Source organism: Psychrobacter sp. W2-37-MNA-CIBAN-0211, assembly GCF_040309405.1.
Lineage (GTDB): Bacteria > Pseudomonadota > Gammaproteobacteria > Pseudomonadales > Moraxellaceae > Psychrobacter > Psychrobacter glaciei.
Genome location: NZ_JBEOOU010000012.1, coordinates 35,223 through 60,566 on the forward strand (window position 1 = coordinate 35,223; position 25,344 = coordinate 60,566).

Here is a 25,344-nt window from a genome sequence, read left to right on the forward strand (position 1 = left end):
AATAAACGGTTTACAAGCTGTTTATATTAAGATGCAGTTGCTACGTTAGTACCAGTACAACCTGATGGGAGATATTTTGATTTATCAGGTGTGGCTGTGGCAAAGTCAGTATTACAAGTCCAAGTGCCGGCAGTATCACGTTGCCATGCCAATTTTTGACCTTTCAAGTTAGCGGCAGCATTTTGACCAAAAGTAGCAACGATAGAGGCTGTACCTGTAGATGTAATGTTTACTTCGGGTAAACCTGATAATGCTACACCACCAATGGCGGCGCCTTGGATGTTAGAAGCAGTCATACCAAGGTCATTCAAACCACATACGGTAGCAGAGGCAGTAGCACCTGTCTCTTTACCGGCTAATGCACAGTTTTCAACAGAAGTCTTAACAGATGAGGTCTCACCCATTACACGTGATACTTGTGACTTAGCGATATAGTTCTGATACTGAGGAATAGCAATCGCAGCCAAGATACCGATAATAGCAACAACAATCATTAGTTCGATTAAGGTAAAACCTTTTTGAGCAGTGTTCATATGAACTCCTTTTGGGTATATAAAGACAAGTGGCGATCAGCGCTTTCTATCTTTAGTAATATAATTTGTTTTTCTCTTGCCATAAAAGATGCATATAGCATACCAATTTTAAGAAAATTACTATTTTTAGCATTAAATCACACTGTTCAACCGAATACTTAAGAAGTATAGCTATTTTCTAGCTAAATAGACTTACATACTACTGACAATATTGCTACTAACTTACTGAAAATTGTCAGTACACCCATGTACTAGTAGTAAAAAGTAAATATACGTGACAATTTTTGTCAAAATTTGTGATAGTGGCAAAAATTGTTATTTATTCCACTCATTACCAGTACCACATTTTGCATCTGTACCAGTACCACGACATTTAATACCTTGATAATTCAGACTAAGATTACCATCAGCTACCATCTGCATCCCTGTCTTTGGCATGGCATTAATCGTCCATTTAGAGACTAGTGGGTCTGTTATTGTCACATCATATATCGCAGTGCCCTGTCTTGGGTATGCAGTGGCAAATTCCGTTTTAATACCCGCGCTAATATCGCTGTAGCTGCCTTGAGCCAACTTACGGCTTTCAATCTGAGAGGCAATATTTTGCATCTCGCTCATCATGTCCGTACGTTTGGTCTTGATGACATATTGCTGATAACTAGGGTAAGCAATTGCCGCTAAAATACCAATAATAGCGACGACGATCATCATTTCTATTAATGTAAAGCCGCGCTGCTGTATAGATGATGGTTTTAATATTTTGCTAGAAATTGACATTACCAGCTCTCCTGTCCAATGCCACAATCAGTAGAAGCGGTAGTAACCGTCCTATCCTTACTTTTGCATTTCACGCCTGTACTACTGGTCATCAAAATTTGCGCATCTGAATTTTTAAGGGAGGTATTTGGCTGCGCAAACATACGCCACGAGCTACCCGCAGTAGAGTAGCTTGTACCTGCGGGGGCTAACGTGTTACCCGTGCTAGCATCGACTAATGTAATTAGATAACTGTAGTTAGTGCTATCGCTACCCTTAGGGACGTAAATAGTTTTATTGTCGGTTGAATCGTATGCGTAACTGACATCCCCATTACTTGCTATTTTTTTGGGTTTGAAGCCTTTATAAGTCAAAGCACTAGCACGCCAACGGTTTAGCTCTATATCCAGTTGCTGCATACTCGCTTGCGCTTGCGATTCGGCATTGCGTACTACAAACTGACGGTAAGACGGAATCGCAATCGCCGCTAAGATAGCTACTATCATGATGACCACCATCAGCTCTATGAGCGTAAATCCTAGCTGTTGCTTCAACGCTTTCATATTCATGCGACTATCCTATCAGTCTACTTCGTACCATACTTTCGGCTGTAGAGTATAACGTTCGTTAAATACAAAATCGGGCGCTGTGCCATTACCTATGATGCTGTCAGCCGCTGCTAAACCACCTTGATTCAATCCCTTTGGATTGGTAAGTGCATTGAAAAGCCCTTTACCATTATCAGACCCAAAGTTGACCCGATCATTCACACGCTCGGTCAATGTACGTGTACCAATAAGTAAACGCTGATTGGATAGGTTCGAGCTACGTGGTCCGAGCGTCAGCTCTTGAATGCCTTTACCTGCTTGCACATATCCAGCAGTGCCATTCTTAGAGGCATCATCCGTACAGATACCATAAGGTAGGCAATAGAGCTGTCGCTCTGAACCACCTGTAACCTTGGCAGAACAAGAGTCTACAGCACCATAGCTCATGTCTGGATTGTAGACAGTCGTATATATAAAGCTATCAACCACTTCAGATTTACCGATACCTTTACCATATCTCACATTACCGTAGCCATCAAAACGAGTCAGAGGATAATACCAACCTCGTTTTGCTCCCGACTTTAGAGTATTAATGGTCACATTTTTTTGAGCTAAGGTATATCCTGCGGCTGCCTGCTCACCAATCGCTGAGGGCAACTCAGCTAAATTACTTGAAGTAGTATTGTTGGCGGTCAAATCTACGATTGCTTGGCCTCCTGCTGTTCCTGCAGTCGTAAAGTTATTGGCATAAAAAACATTATCTAGCTTGGTAACATCGCTATCTATAATGCCATACAGCCTATCAGCCTTGGTGTTATCACGTATTTTTGATAAAGGCGAGCTACGATCACCTGAGATAGCATTAACCAATGCAAACAAATCATTACTGGTATCATTACGATAGAAACTGACAACTGGACGCTCGTAAAAGCGATAGTTATATTTTGCATCGCTGCCTGTATATGCGCTTTGGAGTACACGAGTGACTCTGGTATTAGTAAAAGATGTTTCAGGCGATGCAGTTCCTGATGTTACTGGTCTCACAAAGCCAGCATTAGTAAAGTCTGCACGGAATATCTGACCACCTAAATCTGCAAAATAGATATGATCCATAAAGCCATCGTTATTACGATCCAACGTGGTCACACCAGCGACGATACTGTTAGTCATACTCGTAACAGTCCTCGACGGTGAACCCTCAGCTGAAGCTGACCATATCAGAGCACCCGTTCTGGCATTGATAATATATACCGCATTGCCCTTAGTCGATGTTTTGTTTGAGCAAGCACCTAACGTCGTATCTGTAACTCCAACTTGAAAGGCCTCATATTCGTAACACATATCATAGCCACCACCAAATACCAAAACATCAGTACCAGTATCAGTACTACTGGTTTTTATTTTAGCTTTGGTAGGTTTTCCCCATATCTGACCCATGCGACTAAAACCTGAGGTCGCTGGTGTAATGGCAAATATCATACTAGGGTTATCACTATCATTTAGGTTTAGCCCATAAAAAGCCTCGCCGCCCATACGTAGGCCACCATAAGCGAATACTCCTTTACCACCTGTTGTATTGACATTTACTCTATTGTTAGACAAATTATAATTATAGTCAGCGGTGACCAACCAAGGAGCATCTATACCAAAGTTTGGTGACCCTATATCAGCTTTAGTTGCATCTTTAACAAGAGCATCTGACTTACTAGCATCTCTTAACATCTCTCTTGGTATAATGATAAATTTTTCTTCTCCGCCATTACCCGCTCCTTGGTTATCTGCATCTACTAAATGTAAGCCACCTTCTGATGAGCCAAATAGCACGTAATCATCACGCGTATCGGTAACTCTACCAGTAGTCGCATCAAGGTTTGCTGAATAGGAAACGGCTGCTGGGGTAGAATGAATAGTAGCACCAAGCACCTTGATAGCTTTCGATACATTAGCTGTGCTAAGTGTCATGTCTTTTACAGCTGCACTCGAAAGAATATCGAATCCTAAGAAATTCAATAACTTTCTTAACGTTGCTTCATTATAGGTAGCAGTATCTTTAAATGTAGTATTCGTCAAAGCCACTCCATCTACTACTACCTTACCAGCAACACTCACCCCTACTTTTCTTAAAACTGGTTTTTTAGTAGATGAGTTTTCCCAGTCTTCGACATAAAGTGTTCTAACTGAGGTGACGCCAGTGGCTGGTGTATTTAATTGCGCATAAAAACCACCAGACTCTACCTTATCGTTGATACCTACACCATTGGCATTGGTATAGTTTTTATCTGACCACATATCTTGGGTCTCTGGATCCAAATCACCTGCGATACTTTTGAATAGCTTGGCGTTACCCTTACCATATAAGGTACCTTCATTTAGGGTGTATTTTTTTAGATTACCTTCCCAAATGACTGCATTTTCAGCTACTTTGGGTTGTAACGTAGGGTAATAGGCAACAGCGAGTTGACTATCGGCACGATAAGGGTCATCAGGTATAATAATCGTACCTGATGGTACCGACGGTAAGGTTTGGTTCAAATCAGCGACGAAGGTGATAATACTATTGACAATATCCTCTGTAGACTGCGCTGAATAGAAGCCACCCTCACCGAACCCACCAACCCCTAGTAAAGACGGATGTTTTTTCTCACCCCAGTTACAAGCATTTCTAGCATCAATATTTGTGATATTTTCGCAGTTGTAAAAATCGCGATTTGCTGTAATACCCGTTTTTGGGTTGGTATAAGGGAGGTTGACGATATCTGAATCATCAACATCAAATGCTGAACCAAAACCAACGACTGCTGTATAGATTTCTTGATCTGTACCTAATGGGCTAATTGTCGAGTCACGTAATGCTTTGGCAAATGCTCCAACCTCGGGCATACCATTACTATTCTGACTACCGCTAGGCAATGTGACTGACGGTAAGTTGAATGATGATGATCCTAAAGCAGATCTCATTAAGGGCAAAGCGTTGGGAGAGCTATTTGGTTCGCCATCAGTCAAGAAATATATACCACGCCCATCACAGCTAGAAGGTGATGAAAGTGGACTAATATAATTAGATCCAGATATAGAATTTGTAGTAGATTTAGCAAAACCACTAAAGCCCCAATTTTCTGAACTTTGAGTTGTGTCTTGTAATAGACAGTTATTACCTGTATATATGCTACATCTTTTGATCGTATAGCCATTTGAAGATCGAGTTACTGTTTCGCTAGTGAGACCGTTACATCTAGACACATCACTGGTCTCATTCCAAGAGTTACACACGCGATAAGAGTTTCCCCCTACGCTGACAAAGAACTCTCTTGGACGAGTAATTGAAGCAGATGTATTCTTACCTAACATATAAGCGCCAGCCTCTGCATAAGCATTGGCAGTTGGCGTTCCGTTTTCGCCAATCAATGGTGCAACAGCTGCTTTGATCTCATTTCGTTGGGATTGATTGAGAAGTCTTGCGGGTACCACTATTTTGCCGCTCGTTCCATCGGCACTAATATATGCGTTGTTCCTACCACTTTGAGTAGAAAATTGACCAATACCAATAGCCACTTTACTGGCATCTATTTGAGTATTGTCCATTAAGGTAAATAATGCATCTTTTAGACGAGTCAAACGGTCATAAGATCGAACATCATCTTTGAAGTAATAGGTATTGCCATCATTAGTTCCAGACTTAAATCCACTAGTCGACGGAGCAGCTATCTCAACATCACATTCTGTACCTCCAAAACTAAAACTACCTAAACCATCGCTTTCACCACAGATGTACCATTTGCTGCCTCTGTTGCGGTAAAAAAACTTTCTAGTCTCACAGTATCTTTTAATATAAGATGGCGTGGTTGAGGAATTTTCTGTTTTGACACCAAGAGAAGAGACTCCGGAAGGTAGGTCACAGGCCCCTGTGGTCACATTTGCCGCCATACTACCAGAGGTATCCAACATCATGGTAATAGTAGTCTTACCGCCCTCTGCCGCTTTATAAATCTCTAGATCGCCGATTCTTTTGTTTGCTATATCTGCCTGTGAGATTGGCATTACCATCATGGTAGCCATGGCAACGACTAGGTGCTTTAAAGGTAACGCAACTTTGCCACTGATTGGCGATACATTATTCAGTCGTTTCATGACTCTATCCTTATATTATATCGGTGTAATGAATAAGCAAGTTAAGGCGTTGTAGCTAGTACACACAGCGGATTTAGTGTCCCTCTGCCAAACGGATAACATTTGGTAGAAGAAGAAAGGTTTTCGACATCCGCTTGCTCATACAGCGTTTTGCTGGGTGTGTTAGCCGCTAACAGACAGCCATTTAATGATTTTTTCCCAGCAGCTACGTTGGAGGCAATACTGGTTTGCTCAAAACATTTATCAGAGCCTGATTTTGGTTCACTATAAGCGGGGAGTGAAGAAGTTGGTCTGATATCGAACTGATACTTCTTACTGGTTCTATCCTCAATCTCTTTGCCAAGAACAACAGATTCAAACGGCTTTGCATTGGCACTAGGAGGCGTAACTGTAATACTCATCTGCGTCATCACGGCTTGTCTAGCACTGGTATAATCAGCTGCATCGGTGTAATCACAAACACCATTATTCAATCCATCCACATACCCGCCAGCAGGTGCTCTAACGGTCGCGCTGTTTGTTAGATAGCTTTGTGTCCGAGGGTTAAAGCAATAAATAAACTCGTTAATTTTATTGTCTTCAAATAATAAAAAATGACCCAATGCCCCTGTAGCACTCGTTACATCTCTGTATCCAGTAGAGTTTGCGCTCCCATTCACCATTACCTCTAGCTTTTGGTTAGCACTATCTGCTGACTGTAGTAATACAGTGTTAATTTGGTCACTGGTCGCCACTTTAAGGTCAGTCGTACTTTGTCTAACCGCTATTGCACCTGCTAGCATAATAAGCACTAAAAATAACAAGACCACTATCAATGTCGCACCTCTCTCGGTACTCCGATATGCCATATTGATATCTTTTTGTGTCGAACTTGATGAATCGCGGTATCGAGTCACTTTGAGTCTCCTTACCAATACGCTATGGGCTAGTTAGATTTACGACACGAGCGTTACGCAATAACGTTGTGGTTTGATAGGTGGTCCGAACTTTCTTTGTACTGCTAGTATCTGTCTTTAGCTTATTATCTGCCGGTAATTGCCCTAACAAAGCAAATTCAGACTGTTCAGCACTTCCTATAACAGGTGTACTACCATGAACAATTAAACCAGCCTTAACAGCAGTTACTACTGGTTTGTCAGCCGTTATATTCAGATAAGCGCTACTCGGTAAATAAATCATTCTTCCTGCATTAGCGCCAGTTGTGTACTGTATACCCAATAGCACTTTAAACTGATCGACATTGACAATAAACTCTTGCCCTGCTTGACCAAAATTACGTGAATCACTTGATGGAGTCACAATGACTATTCCACCAGCGGTATTAACGCGCCCTGCATCACATGCCAATACTAAGTCTTTGATAGCACCAGTACTGGTATCCCCGGTTGCCTTACGTAAGAAATAACGCTCAATAACAATGTCATTAACAGCCGCACCTGCACCTTCGCAATCTGTCATTGGAGAGCCTGTGATGTTGGTATATTGAATAGTCAACTGATCGCTATTGGTATTGGTATTGGATATACCTGACCAGCCATTAGTACCAACAGTAGTATCTCCTGCACGTCTCGTTAGATACCCCGTATTAGGATAAGGAGTAGGTGTAATCGGAATGCCAATATTAAGACCTGTTAAAACAATACCACCATTAGGCGTAGTGCCATCAATTCTAGTGGTTGGGTTACCAAGATTGGCTAAGCGAATGCTTTTTTCTAATTGCTGTAACCCAAATACGCTCGCATCTTGTAATTCGCTACCACTGGACTGAATACTACTTGTTTTTACATTTATTAAATATACTTGGATGACCGCTGCAGACACGATTAAACCGAGTACCAAAGAAATCATCAACTCTATTAAGGTGAAACCTACCTGACGATTATTCAGATTTATTTTTTGATGATTATATGACATCAGTATGCCTCCATAATAAAGCACTCTGCGCCATTTTTATAACTGCCATTTGCATTGGCACAAGCATCAGATGCAGTATCATCTAATGTAACTTTCGTATCACCCCAGCTGGCCACGAAACACTGTAACTCTTGCTTGCCTGATGTGCCTGGACAGCCGTTGGGAACCATACCTATATTAATATCATTGGCGCTTGCATACGATTTTAATAATAATCCATCACGCGTTGCCATTTGGTTGATCGTGCAGGTCTGCGCGGCGATGGGTGCCGTAGTTGCATTTGTTATACAGTTGTCTTTTGTTATGCTTCCTCCATCAATATTAATAGCGTTTGACGAGCCATTTATCGCTGCTTTGAAAGCAGCAATACCGCTAGGATTATTACGCATAGCCTCTGCTCCACCTCGCATGATAGCTAAAGAGCGAGTACGCATAAGGCTTTCGTCGGTTGCTTTTATCGCTGACATTTGCATGGCGCTGAACCCTAACACAGCCACAGCCAGCAATAGTAATGCCACCATCACCTCTATTAATCCTACACCTGCCTGTGTGGCTCCAATCTTCATTAACAGCTCCCAGCACTTATAGTATTAACGTTAGCAATATTAGTAAGTTTTACTTGTTTGGGCGTCTCACTGTTAGAGCCGCTATCACAGATGGTATATACTACTGTAGCACCACCAACTATTTTTTTGTTTGGTTGAAAAGCAATACTGGTTACAGTAGACGGGGTAATAGTTTGGGTAACAGTGCTCTTATCACTAATATTATAACTAAATATATCGGTATTATTGGCGCGCAATTTAATCGTTTTAGGTGTACTGGTGTCAGTATATACAACCGTTACATTCTGACGACGGACAATACTCTCAACCTTGGCTTCCTTTAGCGCATTAGCTAGAGTCGCAGCCGTCGACTTAACACGCTGATTGGCCAACTGATTGCTGATACTAGGCGCTGCAATACCGACAATAATAGCAAGCACAGCTATCGTTACCATCAGCTCGATCAGGGTAAATCCTGAGCTGGTCATTCGTAATGGGTGCGGTAGATTTTTCGCAGATGCGTTCACATCAAATCCTATTTATGGCTGTATGTAGCCCTAGTTTCTTAATGGTGCTGAGCACCTAGTTTTTATGGTGGTAAAGTCTGTGCCGCTCATCTAATATCTTTAATAATTTGTACAGTTTTCCTGCAATTTTTATTCCATTTTTATTCATAAATAGCGTTGTAGTAACAGCTATAAAGTAATGCACAGAGAAACAACAAATTTAGCTAGAGTATATTCATAATATAGCGATAAGGTAACACATTAGCAACATAATAGTAGCTATCAATCGAATGAGAATACTTCTATGACTGACTACCATGCGCTAGAGCATAAGCAATAATAGGATGTTTATGAGAGGTTGGAGCGTTATTGAGGGAGGTGATGCCAGACAAGCTATGTAATGCACGCCCTAGCGCTTGCAGACTGGCACCGGTGGTGGCGACATCATCAAATAATATCAAGCGCTTAGCAGGTGGACTTTCAATTAATGCAAAAGCGTTGTCTAAATTACTCAAGCGTTCAGCACGCGTCAGTCCTTGCTGACTGATAGTGTCATCTATACGCTGCACCCCATGCCATAGCGGTATTTGCCAATGTTTGGATAGGTGCGCTGATAAAATACTAACGGGGTCAAAGCCACGTTTGATCAGGCGTTGAGCGGTGGTCGGCATGGCGACAATTACGCTGTTGTCGTGATGACAGCCGTGCGGGCGTGGGAGTTGACGCAAAGCGTGTAGCAATAGTGACAGCTTGGTCATATCTTCGTGATGCTTAAACGCACGAATCGCTTGGCGTATCGGATAATCGTAATAGGTCGCTGCTTGGATAGATAATGTACTGCCAGCAGACATGTCTACCTGAAAGGGTTTAGGTAACCAGCTTATGCTGTGATGACAATGCGGACAAAGCAGACCGCTATCTAAACGCTTATCAAAAAAATAGCGCAGATTGGCAATAGAGGAATGATTGTTAGGCAAAGAACCAGATGCAGAATTAGCGGTATTTGATGAGTACTGTGACTCTACTATTTGGGATTTTGTTGGCTGAGATTGTATGAGCTGGTCTTGTATCAGCTGAGACTGTGACACGCTTTGGTGAACACGGCATAACTGGCAGCGTATACTCAGATACTCTGCCAGCCATAGTCCGGTTTGGTAAGGCGCTAAGCGGTACATGCTTTATGGTCAGGATGAGTATTGATACTAAAAACCCTTCCAATCATTAAGCACGATACCAAAGCCAATAGATGTGTTTTCATGATTATAATCGATGATAGACTCGCCATAACCCTGGAACAACTGCACCATTCCATTGACGTTTTCTGACAACGGATAGATATAGTCGATTTGTGCAGCGCCCTTGTTCGTGCTTGGATTATAACGCAGGGTACCACTAAGGCTCTGCTGATCAGGCAAATCATACAAGAACTTGATATCGCCATAACCCATATAGTCTTCGATATCTGGATTGTCATCATCGCTGCTATTATCGCTGTTCACGCGAGCCCATAGACGCGGTATAACTGAAAGCTTACCCCACTCCGCTCCGGCCATCAAATAAGCACGATTCCATGAGCGTGATAACGGATCGTCTTGTCCATTAGAATGGTGAACAGCACCGACACCTAACATACGTAGACGGCCACCAAAAGGTAGGTCAGCTGCTACTGGTTGGGTCAAAAATATTTCAGGCTGATAATCAGTCGCACGGAATGGGCGCGAGTTATCTTCGTTATAAACCTGCCAATGCGACTCTTGGGTATAACCAAACCACAAATCTGCACTGGTATCGAATAAATCTTGAGCAACTTTAGTCTTTAAAGACAACTGAAACTTCAGCTCAGTCTCACGTATGTCATTTGCAGAGAAAGACTCTGTTTCTTGAGACGGTGTCCCTGGATTTAAATTGGGATCAGACGTATAAAATAACGGTAACACGTAGGTTGGTCGATAAGGTCTGACCGTCCAAGTACCACGCTCGCTGTTCTTATCAAGGTCATAAGACAAACTAAGCGGCGTATACTTTTCGATATCGCCTTGCGTGACGCCTACGTTTTCTAAGACTTCTGCTTCTCTTTGCGTCAGTCCAACGGTATCTAAGCTCTCAGTAGAATCTGACTGATTGGCCAGTAAACCTGTATCGGTATTATTGGCCTGCACAATACTCGTGGTATTCTCTTCAGCAAAGACGACTTGCGGGTTACCTGAAATGGTCGATTTGAAGGTTTTTGCCAAATCTAGCGGTTGTTTGGTGCTCGTGTAGCTTGGCGTTTCGCCTTGCTCAGCTACCTTATCGAAGCAGGCCAGACGGGCAGAACTGGTCTGTACTTGTGTACATTCAAAAAACAACTTCGCCTGCTTGGCGACAAAGTCATTACTCGGCAGCTTACTACGATCAATAGGCGTATTAGGGTTTTTTAGACGCTCGTAGACCACTTGTGGAGAGTTGTCATTGTCATATTCAAGCATAGCTTCTGCAACAGGTATCTCATTATAAACCTGACCGTCATTCGCCGCTTGTGCTTGCAAAGCCGTACAGCTTAAAGCGATACCCATAGCGATGCTCAGCTGAGTCTTTGACCCAAACCCTAAAGCCATAAGGCTTCGAGTCTGATGCTGGGGTGTAAGAGGAGCAAACATAAGTGTCCTTTGTCATGATTGGCATTGAAGCCAGTAGATTGTCTAATGCAGGTAGCATCAATAATAGCTAAGCTAAAGTTGGTCGTCAGTGATATAGATATGTGATTGAAAATTATTGGGGCGTGTCGCTCATAACCAGTTTTGGTAGCCATCGGCCATAGCATTGCTGCTTGAACATTGTTGCGTTATTGTAATAAAATTACTGCCATTATACTAGCGTTATCAAGACTTAATCTAGCATAGACTCAATTAATAATGACTTAACAGCCATAATGACAAATCCTTCTCTTAAATAGTAAATGCGGTCATTGTTAAGAAATAAGACGCTGAGGATATATTAAGAAATCGGTATAAAAAAACCAGCGTCTCCCTCAACTTATTCGGCTGAGGGAGACGCTGGCTCATCGATGTATTTCTTAGTTAAATTGATCGTTCTTTAGAGCATCACATTTACTGTGTCTTATTCAATTCCGTCAATGTTTGCTCAAACTCTTGACGACCGATTTCACCGACTTGCTTATTCACCAATTGACCGTCTTGATAATACAATAGCGTTGGTGGACCAAACAATTGGTAACGCGCCAAGATAGCTTTTGAAGCATCTGTGGTTTCCGTGATATCTAAGCGCACCAATTGCCAATCCTGCATCTGTATCGGACGATTGTGGAATAGGTTTTTGTCCATAATACGGCACTCAATACACCATTCGGCAGTGACATCGACAATCACTTTAGGGTTAGCTGCGGTAATCACATCCAGCTCCGCAAGAGTGGTAATGCGCACATCATTAGCATTGCTACTGGCATTACTCACGCCAGTCGTCTGGCCAGTCGTTTGCGCCATCATAGGGGAAGTTAGTGAGGCCAGTGGATGCAGACTATCATCGTTACCCAACGCTGCACCGATAACCAGTGTCGTCGCCCAAATACCTGCAATCAAACCCAATGCTTGGGTCAGCATACGACCCTTGCCTATCCAGCTCCATGCCCATGTCGCCACGACCATAAACCATAGCGCCCAGACCAATAGCATGACTGGTGAGATAAAGACGCGCTCAATCATTAACAATGCCACGGCAAATAACAATAAAGAAAAGCCCAGCTTGACCCAATTCATCCACTCACCAGCTTTTGGCATGATTTTGCCTTGCGTTGCCCCAATTAGGATCAGCGGTGCGGACAACCCAAAGCCCAGCATAAATAATGCGGCAAACCCTAATAGCGGACTACCGATGGTCGAGACGGCCAGTAATGCCCCGAACAATGGTGCAGAGACACAAGGCGATACCACTAAGGCTGATAAGAAACCAGCAACCAAGCTACCACCTGTACTGCCCAACTTGCTATCACCGGCTTGGCTTAATCCTTGCATTTTACTGGTAATGGCGCGCGGTAGACGAATCGTAAAGACACCGAGCATATAGAGTGCTAGCAAAACGAATACAATGGCAAAGCTGATTAAGATAATGGGGTTTTGTAGCCAACCGATGATACCTAATGACTCGCCAAAGACAGCAATCACCGCGCCCAAAAGACCGTAGGCAATAGAGACTCCTATCGCATAACTGGTCGTTAAAATCACGCCTTTTTTGACTGTTGGATTTTTCTGACGGGCAACGATGTTAGCAACGATGGGCAACATTGGCAGCACGCAAGGCGTCAATGCCAAACCCAAACCTGCTAAGAATAGCAAGCCAAATGCTAGCCAAGGATGGCTCGCCAAACCAAAGGGATCGTTGTCGATAAAGTTATTAGATAATACGTTGTCGCTGTTGGTCGCCTCACCCGATACGTTGCTATCTGCTCCAGAGAGCGTATTCGCCGCAGCACTACCACCCAAAGAGTCATACTCTACAGCGCTATCATCAATTAGATCATAATCAATAGCACCATCGTCTGTCAGTGCTTGCTCTTTATCAGGCAAAGCATTGTCAAGATCAGTTGCAGCAGTATCTTCTGATGTCGTGTTAGAGTTTATAGTTGAATTGGTTGTACTCGCAGAACTGTTGTTTGCGGTAGAGCCATTAGACGCAGCCTCTTTGTTCGCAGCACTAGCATTGTCTGCCGTTATTTGTGCCGATGTGGCTACGATATCGACAGTCGTATTAATCTTTTCAGGTGGGTAGCATAGTCCAGCTTTCGCACAGCCCTGCCAGCCGACGACAATAGCGGCGTTATCTATATTCTTGCCACTATTATTCGTCAATGTGGTGGTAGCGATCATGTTTGCTTGATCAAACACCAACACTTTGCCAAAAGTTGGATCATCCATTGAATAGGGTGTTTGGCTAAAGGTGAACGGCGCAGCCGTCACACCCGCAGGTAGCGTGAGCTTAATTTGCTTCTTGTAGACGTAATGCTCAGGAGTGATATCAAAATTAATTGATAAACGCGTACCAGATTTGGTAGGTGTACTATCAGTACTGACTTGAAACGCCTGATTTACTGGCAAAAATTTCGACTGCCCAGCACTTTTATCGCTACTAAAGAGGTCGCTAAGCCCAGCCGCTTGCACCGTCATCGAGGTCGTTGTCAGACCGGTAAGTAATGAACCACTAGCGATAGCAAGCGCTAAGACATATGATTTTCTTTGACGAGTGGTGGCGCTGAATGATGAGGATTTTCGTAATGTCTTGATGGACATGAATGGCTACCTATTATTACCGATACTTGAATCAACCTGCTTGCTGTTTGTCTGCGTGTTATCTGCGTGTCGCAGCAATGTTTATCTTCGTTTTAACTTTTTCTGGCGGATAGCATAATCCTGCTGTTGCACACCCTTGCCAACCGATAATAACGGGCACATTCTTGGCGCCTTTGCCATTGCTGGTAATCAGAGTCGTGGTTGCGATCACACTCCTTTGCGTAAATACAGGTACCTTGCCAAAAGTTGGATCATCGATTGAGACAGGTGACTGATTAAACGTAAACGGCGTGGCGCTCACTCCCTTAGGAAAACGTAAAGTGAGCTTATCTTTATAGACATAATGACCCGGAGTAATCTCAAAAGCGATCGATAAACGCGTGCCTTTAGAGGTGGCTTTGGTGCTGCTGACAACTTGAAAAGCTTGATCGACTGGCAAAAACTTCGACTGCGAGGCACTATTATTATTACTAAACAAGTCACTCAATCCTGCTGCTTGTACCGTCATGGAAGTCGCTGTCAGTCCAGTCAGTAGCGTACTACCCAACAAAATGAAAGACAATAAGTAAGGTTTTTTGGCAGTAGCTTTGATTGTTATTGCTTTGCTTGTTAGCCTTTTGGAGAATGGCGTATTAATTGGCATGGTTATCTACCTTTGATTGCTGCTTTCAATGTTTAGAAGTTGGCTGGGTTAGCACTCAAAACCCAGCGCTACGATTAGCGCTGAACCTATCGACTTATAGTGGAATTACTTTAAAAAAATACAGCGCGACTGGGATGAATTTTTCGTAGCCTCTGTGATAGCAGCAAGCAAGCGAAATTTATACCAGTCGCACATAACTATTAGGGCGTGTTGATTTTATTTTAAGTTGATCATATATCGAAATAACGTCGGATTTTTTTGACCAATGCATAAAAAATATCAACCAATAATGCCTTATTGATTGATATACATCGATCATTAACCGTGAGGTCGTAGATCCTGTTGTTTAAAACCGCTACCAGTTATTTTTTATTGGCAGTGGCGCTAAATGGTTTATAACTTGGCATAAATATCAGCATCTTGACCTTCACCGCCCTGCTGACCATCTGCCCCTAACGAGAATAAATCATAAGGGCGACCTTCATTACCCGGTGCCACATATTGCATCTCACTCTCCCAACCATCGGTTGGATAGCCACCTTTGATATAGCCACCATCAGGATAGTTTTTGGCATCCGCAGGCGGTGTCGTCAGAGCATCGAGACCTTGAGCAGTGGTCGGATAGCGTGAGTTGTCCACCTTATACATATCAAGGGCATTCGATACGGTAGCTAGTGCGGTTTCAGTGGTTTTGACACGCGCTTTATCGCTTTGCCCAACCACTTTTGGCACTACCAAACCAGCAAGAATCGCCAAGATCACGATGACGACCATAATCTCAATAAGGGTAAATCCTGACTGGTAATGCGTTTTTGCTGGACGGCGCTGCACCGATAATGGCGTTTGCTCACCCATGGTATCCAAAGGAGCTTGGTTTATCTCACGTTGCGGCACCGTCTTTCCTTGAAGGTTGTCAATCATAATCATCGCTTTTATCATCGCTTTTGGGATCAGAGTAATTTAAATCGTAAAATGGCAGTCAAGTTGTATTGATTAGTCTTGAGACGATTATCACTATAAACCATGGTTTTATTTTTATCCAGCGCTGCGCTCATATTGTCATCACAGCCAGTATTCAGTAACGGCTGACATTGATGAGAGTAATTTTGACCCGCTTTCACTATAACGTGGTGCTTGAGTTTGCCATAGCAAAAATGCGACTCAGTCAACAATATACAACAGTAAGCAAATCTTAAGAAAGCTGGCGCAAGGTTTAGAAAGATATTAGCTAGCCTGCCAAATCATTCATATTCACAATCGGTAGCATCACTGCCATCACAATAATCATGACCACCACACCCATCAACACTAACATCAAAGGCTCAAGTAATGACAGCAAAGTACTAATAAAGTTGGTGGCTTCCGCTTCTTGCATATTGGCCGCGCGGCTGAGCATGTTTTCAAGCTCGCCTGAGTTCTCGCCACTTTTGATCATCTGTACCATCATCGGCGGAAAGTATGAAGATTTTTCTAACTGACTGGATAAGCTTGAGCCTTCTGTCACCCTATCGGCAGCAGTGATAATGGTTTTTTGAATATGCAAGTTGGTCGCAACGGCAGCGCCAATGTGTAGTGCCTCAATCAGCGGTACGCCTGAGCGCACCAATATCGCAAGGGTACTGGCAAAGCGTGCGGCATTAAGTCCCTTCGATAGCCGCGCCAATATCGGCAGTTTAAGCACGACACTATCTATCGTCAGCTTACCTGCTTGTGTCTGAGCAAAGCGATAGAACAAAAACGCCGTCCCTGACAGTACTAGCAGCATCAGCCACCACCACTGGGTAATGATGTTCGATAGGCTAAGTACGATTTGGGTAATCAAAGGTAGGGCTTGCTCAGACTGCTCAAAAACCTTGACGATTTTGGGCACCACGAAGCTCATCAGACCCATGATTACCCCGACTGCCATTACCATGAGCACAATCGGATAAACCATCGCGCCTTGGATTTTCTTTTGCAGCGCAAAACGGTTTTCGGTGTAGTCTGCTAGCTGATTCAGGATCAAATCCAAATGACCGGACTTTTCCCCAGCAGCAATGGTAGCGATATATAACGGTGGAAAACTGGCCGCTTGCTGCAACGCACGGGCGAGGCTCAAGCCCTCTAAAACATGCGAACGCACGGCAAGCATTAAGGATTTGATATGGGTTTTTGGTGATTGCTTGGCGACGGCGGCCAGCGTTTCTTCAAGCGGAATACCAGCCGCGAGTAATACTGATAATTGACGGGTGAGCAGCGCCAACTCATAAGCAGACGGTTTTTTATAACGGCTTTTATGTTGATTTTGTCTGTCATTGACTGCACTAACCTCAACGGGCGTCCACTGCTTATCACGCAGCTGCTGGCGTACTTGTCGCGCAGAATCCCCTTCAAGTAAACCTTTTTGGACACCGCCGTGGTCGTCGAGCGCTTTATAATGATAAGCGGGCATAGCAGCGGATATCCTAAAGTAGTCAAAAAAGGGTTGCATCAGTGCGTAAATATCAATGCTTAAATATCAATGCTTAAATATCAATGCTTAAATATCAATGCTTAAATAATGGCTGGCTTAGATAAAAAACCACTTAAAACAGGGGCGTTGAGTCATTATTATCAGGCATCAAGCCTTGTAATAATAAAACATCCAGATGCTGCTGTTGCAATTTTTTATCAAAATCATTCACTTCAGCGATCAACATTCTCTCAATGCGTTTGTCACTGGCGAAAACACTAAGCCGCGCACAGATGACTGCCAGCTGATAGATACGTTTTTTACAATAACTGTCCAAGCCCTGTAGCAACCGCACCATATGCGGGGTTTCAAGACTGGCATACTCATAATCGGCAACGACCTGCTGCCCAAGCGACGTCACGCTATAGCTAACAGACAAATGGGCGCAAAAATAACAACTGAATAAATAGCCGACGACATGACCGATGTAATAACCACGGTCATAGGTAAAACTGCTGACGCCAAAGTGACTGAGTACATAACTGTTGAGACTGGCCTGCTCTAAGATAGGCTTGCCGTGTTTAAGCTTGCCAACCGTTGCGAAACGCAATGGATTGTGACCATCCTGCATGGTTAGCTGCCAGCCCGCTGGCTGCTGCGCGGGCATATGGCGCACGATATCTGCGATAATATCATCGACCACATGCAGCTGCTGCCAAAGCCTTTCAAGCGCATCGGTATCCATTAGACCGCGTTTATCAAGCTGCTGGGCGAGTAGATACTGTTGATATTCGGCGAACTGTGCTTTTAGTGTTTGCACCAAATAAGTGGGTCGCGTGGCGGCAGACGCCATATAAAGTAACCGCGTACGTTCGTGCTGGGCACGATACAGCGCCACACGCTGCTCGGCAATATTGGTTTCGTTGACAGCAGTTCTGTTAGTCTCTGCGTTTTCGATACCTGTGCCGTCAATCCTTGCGCTTTCACTCCCTACATTTTCAGAAGCGGGCAAGGTAAATAATGCCAACAACGCTGCTTTATCAGGCAAAATCGCTACCTTATTTTTTAGCTTATCTTCTGACAGAGGCTGATTGTGTCCGATATCATTTTTATCGATACTGCTGCTATTTTTGGCAAACGTAGAAGCGCCCTTTTGGTCATACGATTTTGCAGTTGGTTTTGCGGTCGGTTCAGTCATAACACACCATCAGCTTCAAAAATAAACATCGCTTGAGTCACCATATATCACTGCCAGACAGTAAGATATAAAGCGCTAGAAGCAAGTGGTCGCACCTAGGCGACTCATCACTCCATAGTACCTGAACCTAAGCGCATTGTCAGCTTTACAACAGCAAAAGACTCTTAATCAAATGACGCCATTTAGGTTTCGTTATCGAGTGAGAATATTCAATATTCAAGCATATATAAAACAAAAAAAGCGTTAAGGTCGAATATTCAACCTTAACGCTTTGCGATGGTGTTTTTGCGATGATGTTATTGTGATTGGATTAAAGACGCTGTCAGACACTAAGCCAGCAACTGTCTTTGATACTGCTGGCGATACGCTTTTGGCGACACCCCGTAGACGCGCTTAAAGGCTTGGCTAAAGGTCGAGTCCGACGCATAACCGACCAGCTCACTGATACGGCTGATACTGTTTTGCTGCAAACGTAAATAACGGGCGGCCAAACGCAAGCGATAATCGATTAAGTAGGTCAGTGGCGGCATACCGACAGTATCTTTAAAGCGCTGGGCAAAGCTGGAGCGTGACATGCCAGCGACCTCAGCAAGCGTCAGAATCGTCCAATTTTGGCTCGGTGCATTATGCATCGCGGCTAGCGCTTTGGTTAAAAACGGATCTTTCATCGCCTTTAACCAATTGTCTGTTGCCTCAGGTATGCTTTCGATATAAACGCGCAAACACTCAATCATCATAATACTTGCCCAATGATTGATCACTGCCGTTTTGCCCATGCGCTCATGCTGAGATTCTAGGGTTAAAAGTTTAATCTCTACATCAATGACCTCAAACCGACCATCGGTGTCATTATTGATCTCAGGCAATATCGATGGCAACACCGACAATAAAGGATTAACCATCTCTTTGTCGTATTTGCACTCAATTAGTATCAACGATGACTTCTCATCGCCGTCACTTATCATATCAAGCGTATTGTCTTTGCAATTAGTGAGCAGCTCATCCAACGGCTTGGCATCATTCCCATGATGACTCAGCGCATAACTGACATGTTGATAAGCATTGGGAACCATGATGATGTCGCCAGCATGTGCCTCTCGTAAGCCATTGCCCACATCGATACAAAAGCTACCTGACATCACCAAATAAAATAGAATGGTGTCTTTTCTGGTCAGTGAGTACGACCAATTACCAGAACCATTTAAACGATAATATTTTGTTTCAAACAAATGCACATTTTGTAGCAATACACTCAGTGCGTCCATCAATGACTTCCTCAATAATCTATGGCAGTTGATCTTAACCCTGCAAAATAAACCACCTAAGAGATATTACACAAGAGAAATCACTTATCGTGGACTACACTTAAAATTATACGTACGCTAAACACATATCGAACCCGAATTTGTAGAAATACCGTCCTTTATTGCCTCTGTAGCAATATTTAATATTAGCAACATTAATAAGGCTCAGTACTCTAAATTAGCCACCCTCACTCATACCATCAAATCATTATTCTAAATTTTTAATGAATAGTTTATATTTACTTAATAATGAGCAGTTTACCCTAAAAGAAGTAGGGATATATGACTAAATAAAAGCCAAGCCCTATCAAAATTAAGCTTTGTTAAAATTAAGCTTTGTCAAAATCAACTGTGCTTATAAAATATTGGTGACAAAACACTGATAAGAAAATTAGCGACTAATAAATCCGTTGGTGATTTAAAAAACCAACACGGCATGAGCGAAAAGTAAGGGGTGACACGCGATCGTCTAACCAGAAGAAAATGGTCAGAGAATTGAAAAAATAGAGAAGTAAAAAATGCAGACGAAAAAAAATGCCAACGAGGGCAATCAGTATGTATAAATAAGATAAATAGAAAATAGTACTAAATAAAATGGGGCGACTGATGGGACTCGAACCCACGACAACCGAGATCACAACCCGGGGCTCTACCAACTGAGCTACAACCGCCATAACTATTTGCCAAGGAAGGCAAGATTTGCAGGCTAAATGGTGCGCCTGGCAGGATTCGAACCTGCGGCCACCTCCTTAGAAGGGAGATGCTCTATCCAGCTGAGCTACAGGCGCTCTTAAAGGACTTTTACAAATTTTGATCTGCTTATAATATTAGAAACTTATAACATCAAAAACAATATCATTATACATAAAAAAAAGCCTGTAAGGCTCTTAAAATAGATGGTCGGAGTGATAGGATTCGAACCTACGACCCTCTGGTCCCAAACCAGATGCGCTACCAAACTGCGCCACACTCCGAAATTCTCTATTATCACGATAGTTAAGTTGATTAATTCGTTATCGGCAATGCCGCTAACTGCTTAATGTTCCTCGCTATCGAGGTGCACATATTAAGGGGAAAAGACGATGCTGTCAACACCTATTTTCAATTAATTCATAAATTAACCAAATTTTATTGAAATTGTTTTGAATAGCCGTTTTTCGCTGCGAGTCATGGTTAGTGAAACACAGCAATGATAGCGTCTATCATTCTTGCGGGAGCTTACCGTTCAACGTGCCACTCAAGACATCAAAAGGCACAAGCCACAGCTTTGCCACGTTTGAGGGCTTGCTGTCACTATCGCTGCTTCCTTGAACTTGTTGTCTGAGTGCTACCGGTTGCCTGATGTTACCTTGCACCGGATAGACCAACCACACCTGTCCTGCTTGATACGCTTGCGCATAACTGGTCAACTGATAGGCATCACTGGCACTGATCGCTCCTGAATGGCTCAGATGCTTCCACTTTATGTCGATCACATGGCTGTAGTTACGCGTTTTTTTTGCACTAGCCGTGCCATGGCTATTTTTATAGGGAGTTTTTCTACCGCTTTTATCCTCACGAATATCATTATTCGGCATCTGATAAATAAGTAAATCCGGACGGATAGATAAGCAGGCCTGCCCTTCTGCATCATTTAGCCACACGCTTTGTGCTTGATGCAGTGCGTTATAATTTAAATTTAATTGCTCAAACATCGATGCGATACGTAGGCTTGCCCATTGCTCAAAAGCTTGATTCATATCAATCAACAGACACAAACGTGGTCTTGATGAAGATTGATTAGAGGATAAGTTGGTATCAAGACCGCTGCCTGTCTCTATATTTGACTGCTGCAATAGCCAATAAGCCAAATCTAGCAATTGCTGGGCGGCGTTTGCTTGTAGCTGACTCAGGGGTTGCAGCGCTAGTTGGCGCTTTGCTTGCTGATATACCGACTCTAGTTGCTGCCGCTCAGGGTAATTAAGTGCATGCACTAATTGCCAGAGCTGTATGGATTTCGGCGGCATCGCTGTTTGTAGGAGTGGTGCCAGCCATACCAATGCACTCTTGATCACGCGATTGCTCAGCATATCTTGGCTCAACACACTGCGCTCACAGACGAACTTATGCGGTTGTACGCTATTGCGGCGTAGTTGCTCTTTGATCAACAGCCGACCTTGTAGCGTTGCCTGGTTATCCACCTGAGCCTGATAATGCTGGGTTGGTTGATAATGTGCCAAACGCTGTAAAAACTGGTGCGCGAGCCAATCCGACAACGATGGTGCGCTTAGCGGCAGCGGCGTCATCTGCGCGTTAAATTGACCTAAGTTTTTTGTATTGGGCAGTTTGCTATGGTATTGGTTACTGGTATTAATCAAATCGGACAGCATATTTTGCACCCATTGACGGGCTTGTCTGATATCGCTAGCGCTATTTTGATGAGATTCATAAGACTGCTGCTGTGGCGTGCGACTGGTAGACGCTGAGGCAATCATCTTGGGCAAAATCTCAAGCGTCATACCGCTGGGCAATAACACTATGCCAATATAATGCCCGACCTTTAGCTGCCATTGTCCCTGCTTGCGTTTGATAGTAAATACGGCAAACTCTTGCGCCATCAACCACTGAAAATCAGACGCTTGCAAAAAATCATAAACCGTTAAACGCTGATGCTCAAATACCGTCATGATATTGGTATCAAGCACCTTCATAGTAGTGCTATTAACATTACTGGCGATACTGTTATTGGTGATATTGTTATTGGTGATATTGTTATTGGCGCTACTGTTATTGGCGATACCATTCGTAGGGGCGTATGCGACGCTATTGATGAACACTTGGTCACCTTATTAATATAAACGCTGGTAGACGGATGAATTGGTAAACTCACCTGTCCTTGCGAGAAAATCTTCATTAATCTTATAGCTACCAGTATGCATCGACTGTCCTAAAAAGGCATTGTGGCCGCTAAATAACTGACTTGGTGTCATAGTATTCGTCTGGTCATTTATTTCGTCATCCAAATGCTGACTAATTGCCGCTTGACTATCTTGTATAAACTGCGCCCTCATCGGCTGCTGCTCATCTCTGAACACGTACTGCAAGATAGCGACTTGTCCGCCCGCCGCTTGTGCCAATTGCGGAATAATTTGTTCAATCAATGCGGTCTGTAGCTGCGCCAAACTCTGTACACCAAACAGAAATGCATGACCCAATTGTGCCTCCATCCCCAACGTTTGGCTAATTCGATTGTTTAGACCTGTCAGCAATTTGGTCAAATCTATGGATGCTGCTGACTGAGTACTTTCTAAACTTTGATTGGCGTTGCCAAAAGCTGGGATAATAGATAACAGCTCTGGCTTTGGCGGACAGTGAATAAAGCGAAAGCGCCGACGCAAAGCCATGTCTAATGGCGCTAAAGAATGGTCTTGGGTATTCATCGTGGCGTAGATATCAACATTGGCTGGCACACTAAAAGCGCGCCCAGAGTAGGCCAAATTAACACTCATAGCGTTTGCCGTGCCGGCTCGCTTATCTGCTTCAATTAGGCTGAGTAGCTCACCAAATACCCGTGAGACGTTGGCACGGTTAATCTCATCGATCAGCATGGCATAGCGCCGTTTAGGGTCGCGTGCCGCACGCTGACAGAGCTTGAGGAACGCACCATCTTGAATAGCGTAGCTCATCTGTACTTGGTTATTGCCCGTCTGATGAGAATTCGTATGACCAGATGCCGCCATAACGGGGCGAATACCTTCAACAAATTCTTCGTAACCATAGGCTTGATGGAAACTGACCATACTAAAACGCTGGTCACTAAAAGCATGGTGTTGGCTTGCGGTATTATCATGCTGCGCCTGCTGAAACTCTGCTAGTTTCTGTGATAAATCCTTTAGTAATGGCATGCTCTCAGGGAGCAAATACCATGCCCCGCTATTGTCTTTATCAAAGTAAGCTTGGCTAGCACGGTTCTTGTACGTAACCGTTTTTGAGCTGGTGGGACTGTGCATTTGCAGCACTGACCATGCCGTATTACTTAAATTTTTCTCACGTGCATTCTGTGCGGCTTTGGCGACAAAAAATTCATGACTGACGATTTCAGGTACTTTTACGAGGTCTTGTTTTTCAGAGTGAAAATCTAAAAACACCAAACATACCACATCACGCCAGCTTAGCGTTTGTAATAACTGTGCCAGCAAATCAGCTTCGTTTGCTCTCGGCAAGTAGTCGGTATATTGCTGAGCAATTTGGAGCAACTGGTAGGTTTTACCAGTACCAGCGACGCCAGTATAAATAATATTGGTCGGCTCATGAATCTCTCTCTCGGGCATAACGTCATCCAGCATCCAAAATGGGTATCAAAAAAATAATAAAATCGTGCTAAAATACCACTATTACAGCATGGTTATTTTTACAGCTAGCAGCTTAAGCTAACAGATAGCTTCGTCTAAAAGTATTTCACAAGCGCTCATCACTCCTAATTACCCCTGATTACCCTTAATTATATGGCTACGTTACTGGCATTTTATAAGCGCGGTAGTTCATGCTAATAATAGTAGTGACACTTAGGTTAAGGTAATATGGTCGCAATAGCGGTGACGATAACCTCTACCTCACTTGCCACTATCATGAAAATTTATCATGCTAAAATCTCATCTAACTGACCTAAATAAGGAATTTTGTATGTCAGGATTATTAAAAAGACTCCCTAGTAAGCTGACCAATAAATTGCCAGCCAACAACACTGACAGCACAAGATCGCCAGTCGAAAAACCCAATAGCACCCTTAAGCCAGTGAACAATCAATTCACCAAACTCTTATCGGTGACTAAATATTTACCCGCTGGCGCGCGCTCTACTATTTTATCCAAAGCTTTTGGCAAAGTGGTGCCGTATGTGGGCACGACGGGCGTCTATTATGAAACAGTCGACCCCAATCAAGTCGTGGTCAGCTTGAATAATAGCAAAGCCGTGCAAAACCATATTGGCTCTATCCACGCTGTTGCCATCACTTTACTGGCTGAGACCGCAACGGGCTTTATTTTGGGTTTAAACCTACCTTCTGACCGTGTATTGCTGATTAAATCTTACTCGATTAATTTTTATCGCCCGATTAAAAAAGGTCAAGTGGCCGCAGTGGCAACCTTGTCTGATGAGCAACGCTTGGACATTTTAAACACCCCAAAAGGCGAGATGGTTATTCCTTGCGTGATCCATGACCGCGAGTCTGACAGTGATCGCGACCCTATCGTGGTTGAAATGCTATGGGCTTGGGTGCCGAAATCAGAGTTAGAAGCACGTCGCCAAGGACAAAACAATAAGTCCAAAACTGAGACTGAGCAATCTAGTGACTCTGTTACTGCTTCCACAACAGACGACACTACAATCGAAAATGATGATAATGCTTAGAGCAAGCGAGAGCCTAATCGCGACTGCACTATTTGGCAATTTTCTGCTTTACCTATAGTATCTATAGTGTACGTTTGATTCATGAGCTTATACCATCCACAAAAATAAGCGTAGCCAGAAAGACGAGTGAACGTACTACTTATTTTAGACTAAACGAGTTTGACGCCG

Annotated in this window: 19 protein-coding genes and 3 tRNA genes; 1 reads left to right on the forward strand and 21 read right to left on the reverse strand. The window is 43.4% G+C overall.

The window, feature by feature from the left end:
• Nucleotides 1-26: 26 nt before the first annotated feature.
• The 21 genes from AAEY72_RS10965 to AAEY72_RS11065 form a co-directional block, all read right to left on the reverse strand.
• Nucleotides 27-533, reverse strand: coding sequence for a pilin (locus tag AAEY72_RS10965; RefSeq protein WP_194620751.1), 507 nt, complete (start codon nucleotides 531-533; stop codon nucleotides 27-29).
• 315 nt (nucleotides 534-848) lie between these two features.
• Nucleotides 849-1,310, reverse strand: coding sequence for a type IV pilin protein (locus tag AAEY72_RS10970; protein WP_352310545.1), 462 nt, complete (start codon nucleotides 1,308-1,310; stop codon nucleotides 849-851).
• Nucleotides 1,310-1,858 carry a type IV pilin protein gene (locus AAEY72_RS10975; protein WP_352310546.1) on the reverse strand — a complete coding sequence of 183 codons (549 nt, stop codon included), beginning with the start codon at nucleotides 1,856-1,858 and terminating at the stop codon, nucleotides 1,310-1,312. Before AAEY72_RS10975 ends, AAEY72_RS10970 begins: the two co-directional genes overlap by 1 nt.
• A gap of 12 nt (nucleotides 1,859-1,870) precedes the next feature.
• Nucleotides 1,871-5,965, reverse strand: a complete 4,095-nt coding sequence (locus AAEY72_RS10980) for a pilus assembly protein (RefSeq protein ID WP_352310547.1) — start codon at nucleotides 5,963-5,965, stop codon at nucleotides 1,871-1,873.
• Between the two features lie 41 nt (nucleotides 5,966-6,006).
• Complete coding sequence (locus AAEY72_RS10985; RefSeq protein WP_352310548.1) at nucleotides 6,007-6,813, reverse strand: PilX N-terminal domain-containing pilus assembly protein; 807 nt, start codon at nucleotides 6,811-6,813, stop codon at nucleotides 6,007-6,009.
• Between the two features lie 70 nt (nucleotides 6,814-6,883).
• Nucleotides 6,884-7,879, reverse strand: coding sequence for a PilW family protein (locus AAEY72_RS10990; RefSeq protein WP_352310549.1), 996 nt, complete (start codon nucleotides 7,877-7,879; stop codon nucleotides 6,884-6,886).
• Complete coding sequence (locus AAEY72_RS10995) at nucleotides 7,879-8,445, reverse strand: type IV pilus modification PilV family protein (protein ID WP_352310550.1); 567 nt, start codon at nucleotides 8,443-8,445, stop codon at nucleotides 7,879-7,881. Before AAEY72_RS10995 ends, AAEY72_RS10990 begins: the two co-directional genes overlap by 1 nt.
• Nucleotides 8,445-8,951, reverse strand: coding sequence for a pilus assembly FimT family protein (locus AAEY72_RS11000; protein WP_352310551.1), 507 nt, complete (start codon nucleotides 8,949-8,951; stop codon nucleotides 8,445-8,447). Before AAEY72_RS11000 ends, AAEY72_RS10995 begins: the two co-directional genes overlap by 1 nt.
• 281 nt (nucleotides 8,952-9,232) lie before the next feature.
• Nucleotides 9,233-10,105, reverse strand: a complete 873-nt coding sequence (locus AAEY72_RS11005; protein ID WP_352310552.1) for a ComF family protein — start codon at nucleotides 10,103-10,105, stop codon at nucleotides 9,233-9,235.
• A 27-nt stretch (nucleotides 10,106-10,132) separates the two neighbouring features.
• The gene (locus tag AAEY72_RS11010) at nucleotides 10,133-11,569 is read right to left on the reverse strand and encodes a phospholipase A (protein ID WP_352310553.1); all 1,437 of its coding nucleotides are present in this window, start codon (nucleotides 11,567-11,569) and stop codon (nucleotides 10,133-10,135) included.
• Between the two features lie 450 nt (nucleotides 11,570-12,019).
• Entirely contained in the window at nucleotides 12,020-14,212 is a 2,193-nt protein-coding gene (locus tag AAEY72_RS11015) for a cytochrome c biogenesis protein CcdA (RefSeq protein ID WP_352310554.1), read from the reverse strand.
• 58 nt (nucleotides 14,213-14,270) lie between these two features.
• Nucleotides 14,271-14,855, reverse strand: a complete 585-nt coding sequence (locus AAEY72_RS11020) for a protein-disulfide reductase DsbD N-terminal domain-containing protein (RefSeq protein ID WP_352310555.1) — start codon at nucleotides 14,853-14,855, stop codon at nucleotides 14,271-14,273.
• 393 nt (nucleotides 14,856-15,248) lie between these two features.
• On the reverse strand, nucleotides 15,249-15,710 hold the full coding sequence (gspG, locus tag AAEY72_RS11025) for a type II secretion system major pseudopilin GspG (RefSeq protein ID WP_352310583.1): 462 nt from the start codon (nucleotides 15,708-15,710) through the stop codon (nucleotides 15,249-15,251).
• 373 nt (nucleotides 15,711-16,083) lie between these two features.
• The gene (gspF, locus tag AAEY72_RS11030) at nucleotides 16,084-17,286 is read right to left on the reverse strand and encodes a type II secretion system inner membrane protein GspF (protein ID WP_189583041.1); all 1,203 of its coding nucleotides are present in this window, start codon (nucleotides 17,284-17,286) and stop codon (nucleotides 16,084-16,086) included.
• Between the two features lie 133 nt (nucleotides 17,287-17,419).
• On the reverse strand, nucleotides 17,420-18,484 hold the full coding sequence (locus AAEY72_RS11035; protein ID WP_352310556.1) for a hypothetical protein: 1,065 nt from the start codon (nucleotides 18,482-18,484) through the stop codon (nucleotides 17,420-17,422).
• A gap of 329 nt (nucleotides 18,485-18,813) precedes the next feature.
• Complete coding sequence (locus AAEY72_RS11040) at nucleotides 18,814-19,749, reverse strand: helix-turn-helix domain-containing protein (RefSeq protein ID WP_189583047.1); 936 nt, start codon at nucleotides 19,747-19,749, stop codon at nucleotides 18,814-18,816.
• 634 nt (nucleotides 19,750-20,383) lie between these two features.
• Nucleotides 20,384-20,459: transfer RNA gene (locus tag AAEY72_RS11045), tRNA-His, on the reverse strand.
• A gap of 40 nt (nucleotides 20,460-20,499) precedes the next feature.
• Nucleotides 20,500-20,576, reverse strand: a tRNA-Arg gene (locus AAEY72_RS11050).
• Between the two features lie 109 nt (nucleotides 20,577-20,685).
• Nucleotides 20,686-20,762: transfer RNA gene (locus tag AAEY72_RS11055), tRNA-Pro, on the reverse strand.
• A 228-nt stretch (nucleotides 20,763-20,990) separates the two neighbouring features.
• Complete coding sequence (locus AAEY72_RS11060) at nucleotides 20,991-22,604, reverse strand: McrC family protein (RefSeq protein WP_352310557.1); 1,614 nt, start codon at nucleotides 22,602-22,604, stop codon at nucleotides 20,991-20,993.
• A 12-nt stretch (nucleotides 22,605-22,616) separates the two neighbouring features.
• Nucleotides 22,617-24,098: an McrB family protein gene (locus AAEY72_RS11065; RefSeq protein WP_352310558.1), complete on the reverse strand. Its 1,482-nt coding sequence runs from the start codon at nucleotides 24,096-24,098 to the stop codon at nucleotides 22,617-22,619.
• Between the two features lie 352 nt (nucleotides 24,099-24,450).
• Here AAEY72_RS11065 and AAEY72_RS11070 point away from each other — a divergent pair, with 352 nt between their 5' ends.
• Nucleotides 24,451-25,176, forward strand: coding sequence for a DUF4442 domain-containing protein (locus AAEY72_RS11070; RefSeq protein ID WP_352310559.1), 726 nt, complete (start codon nucleotides 24,451-24,453; stop codon nucleotides 25,174-25,176).
• Nucleotides 25,177-25,344 lie beyond the last annotated feature (168 nt).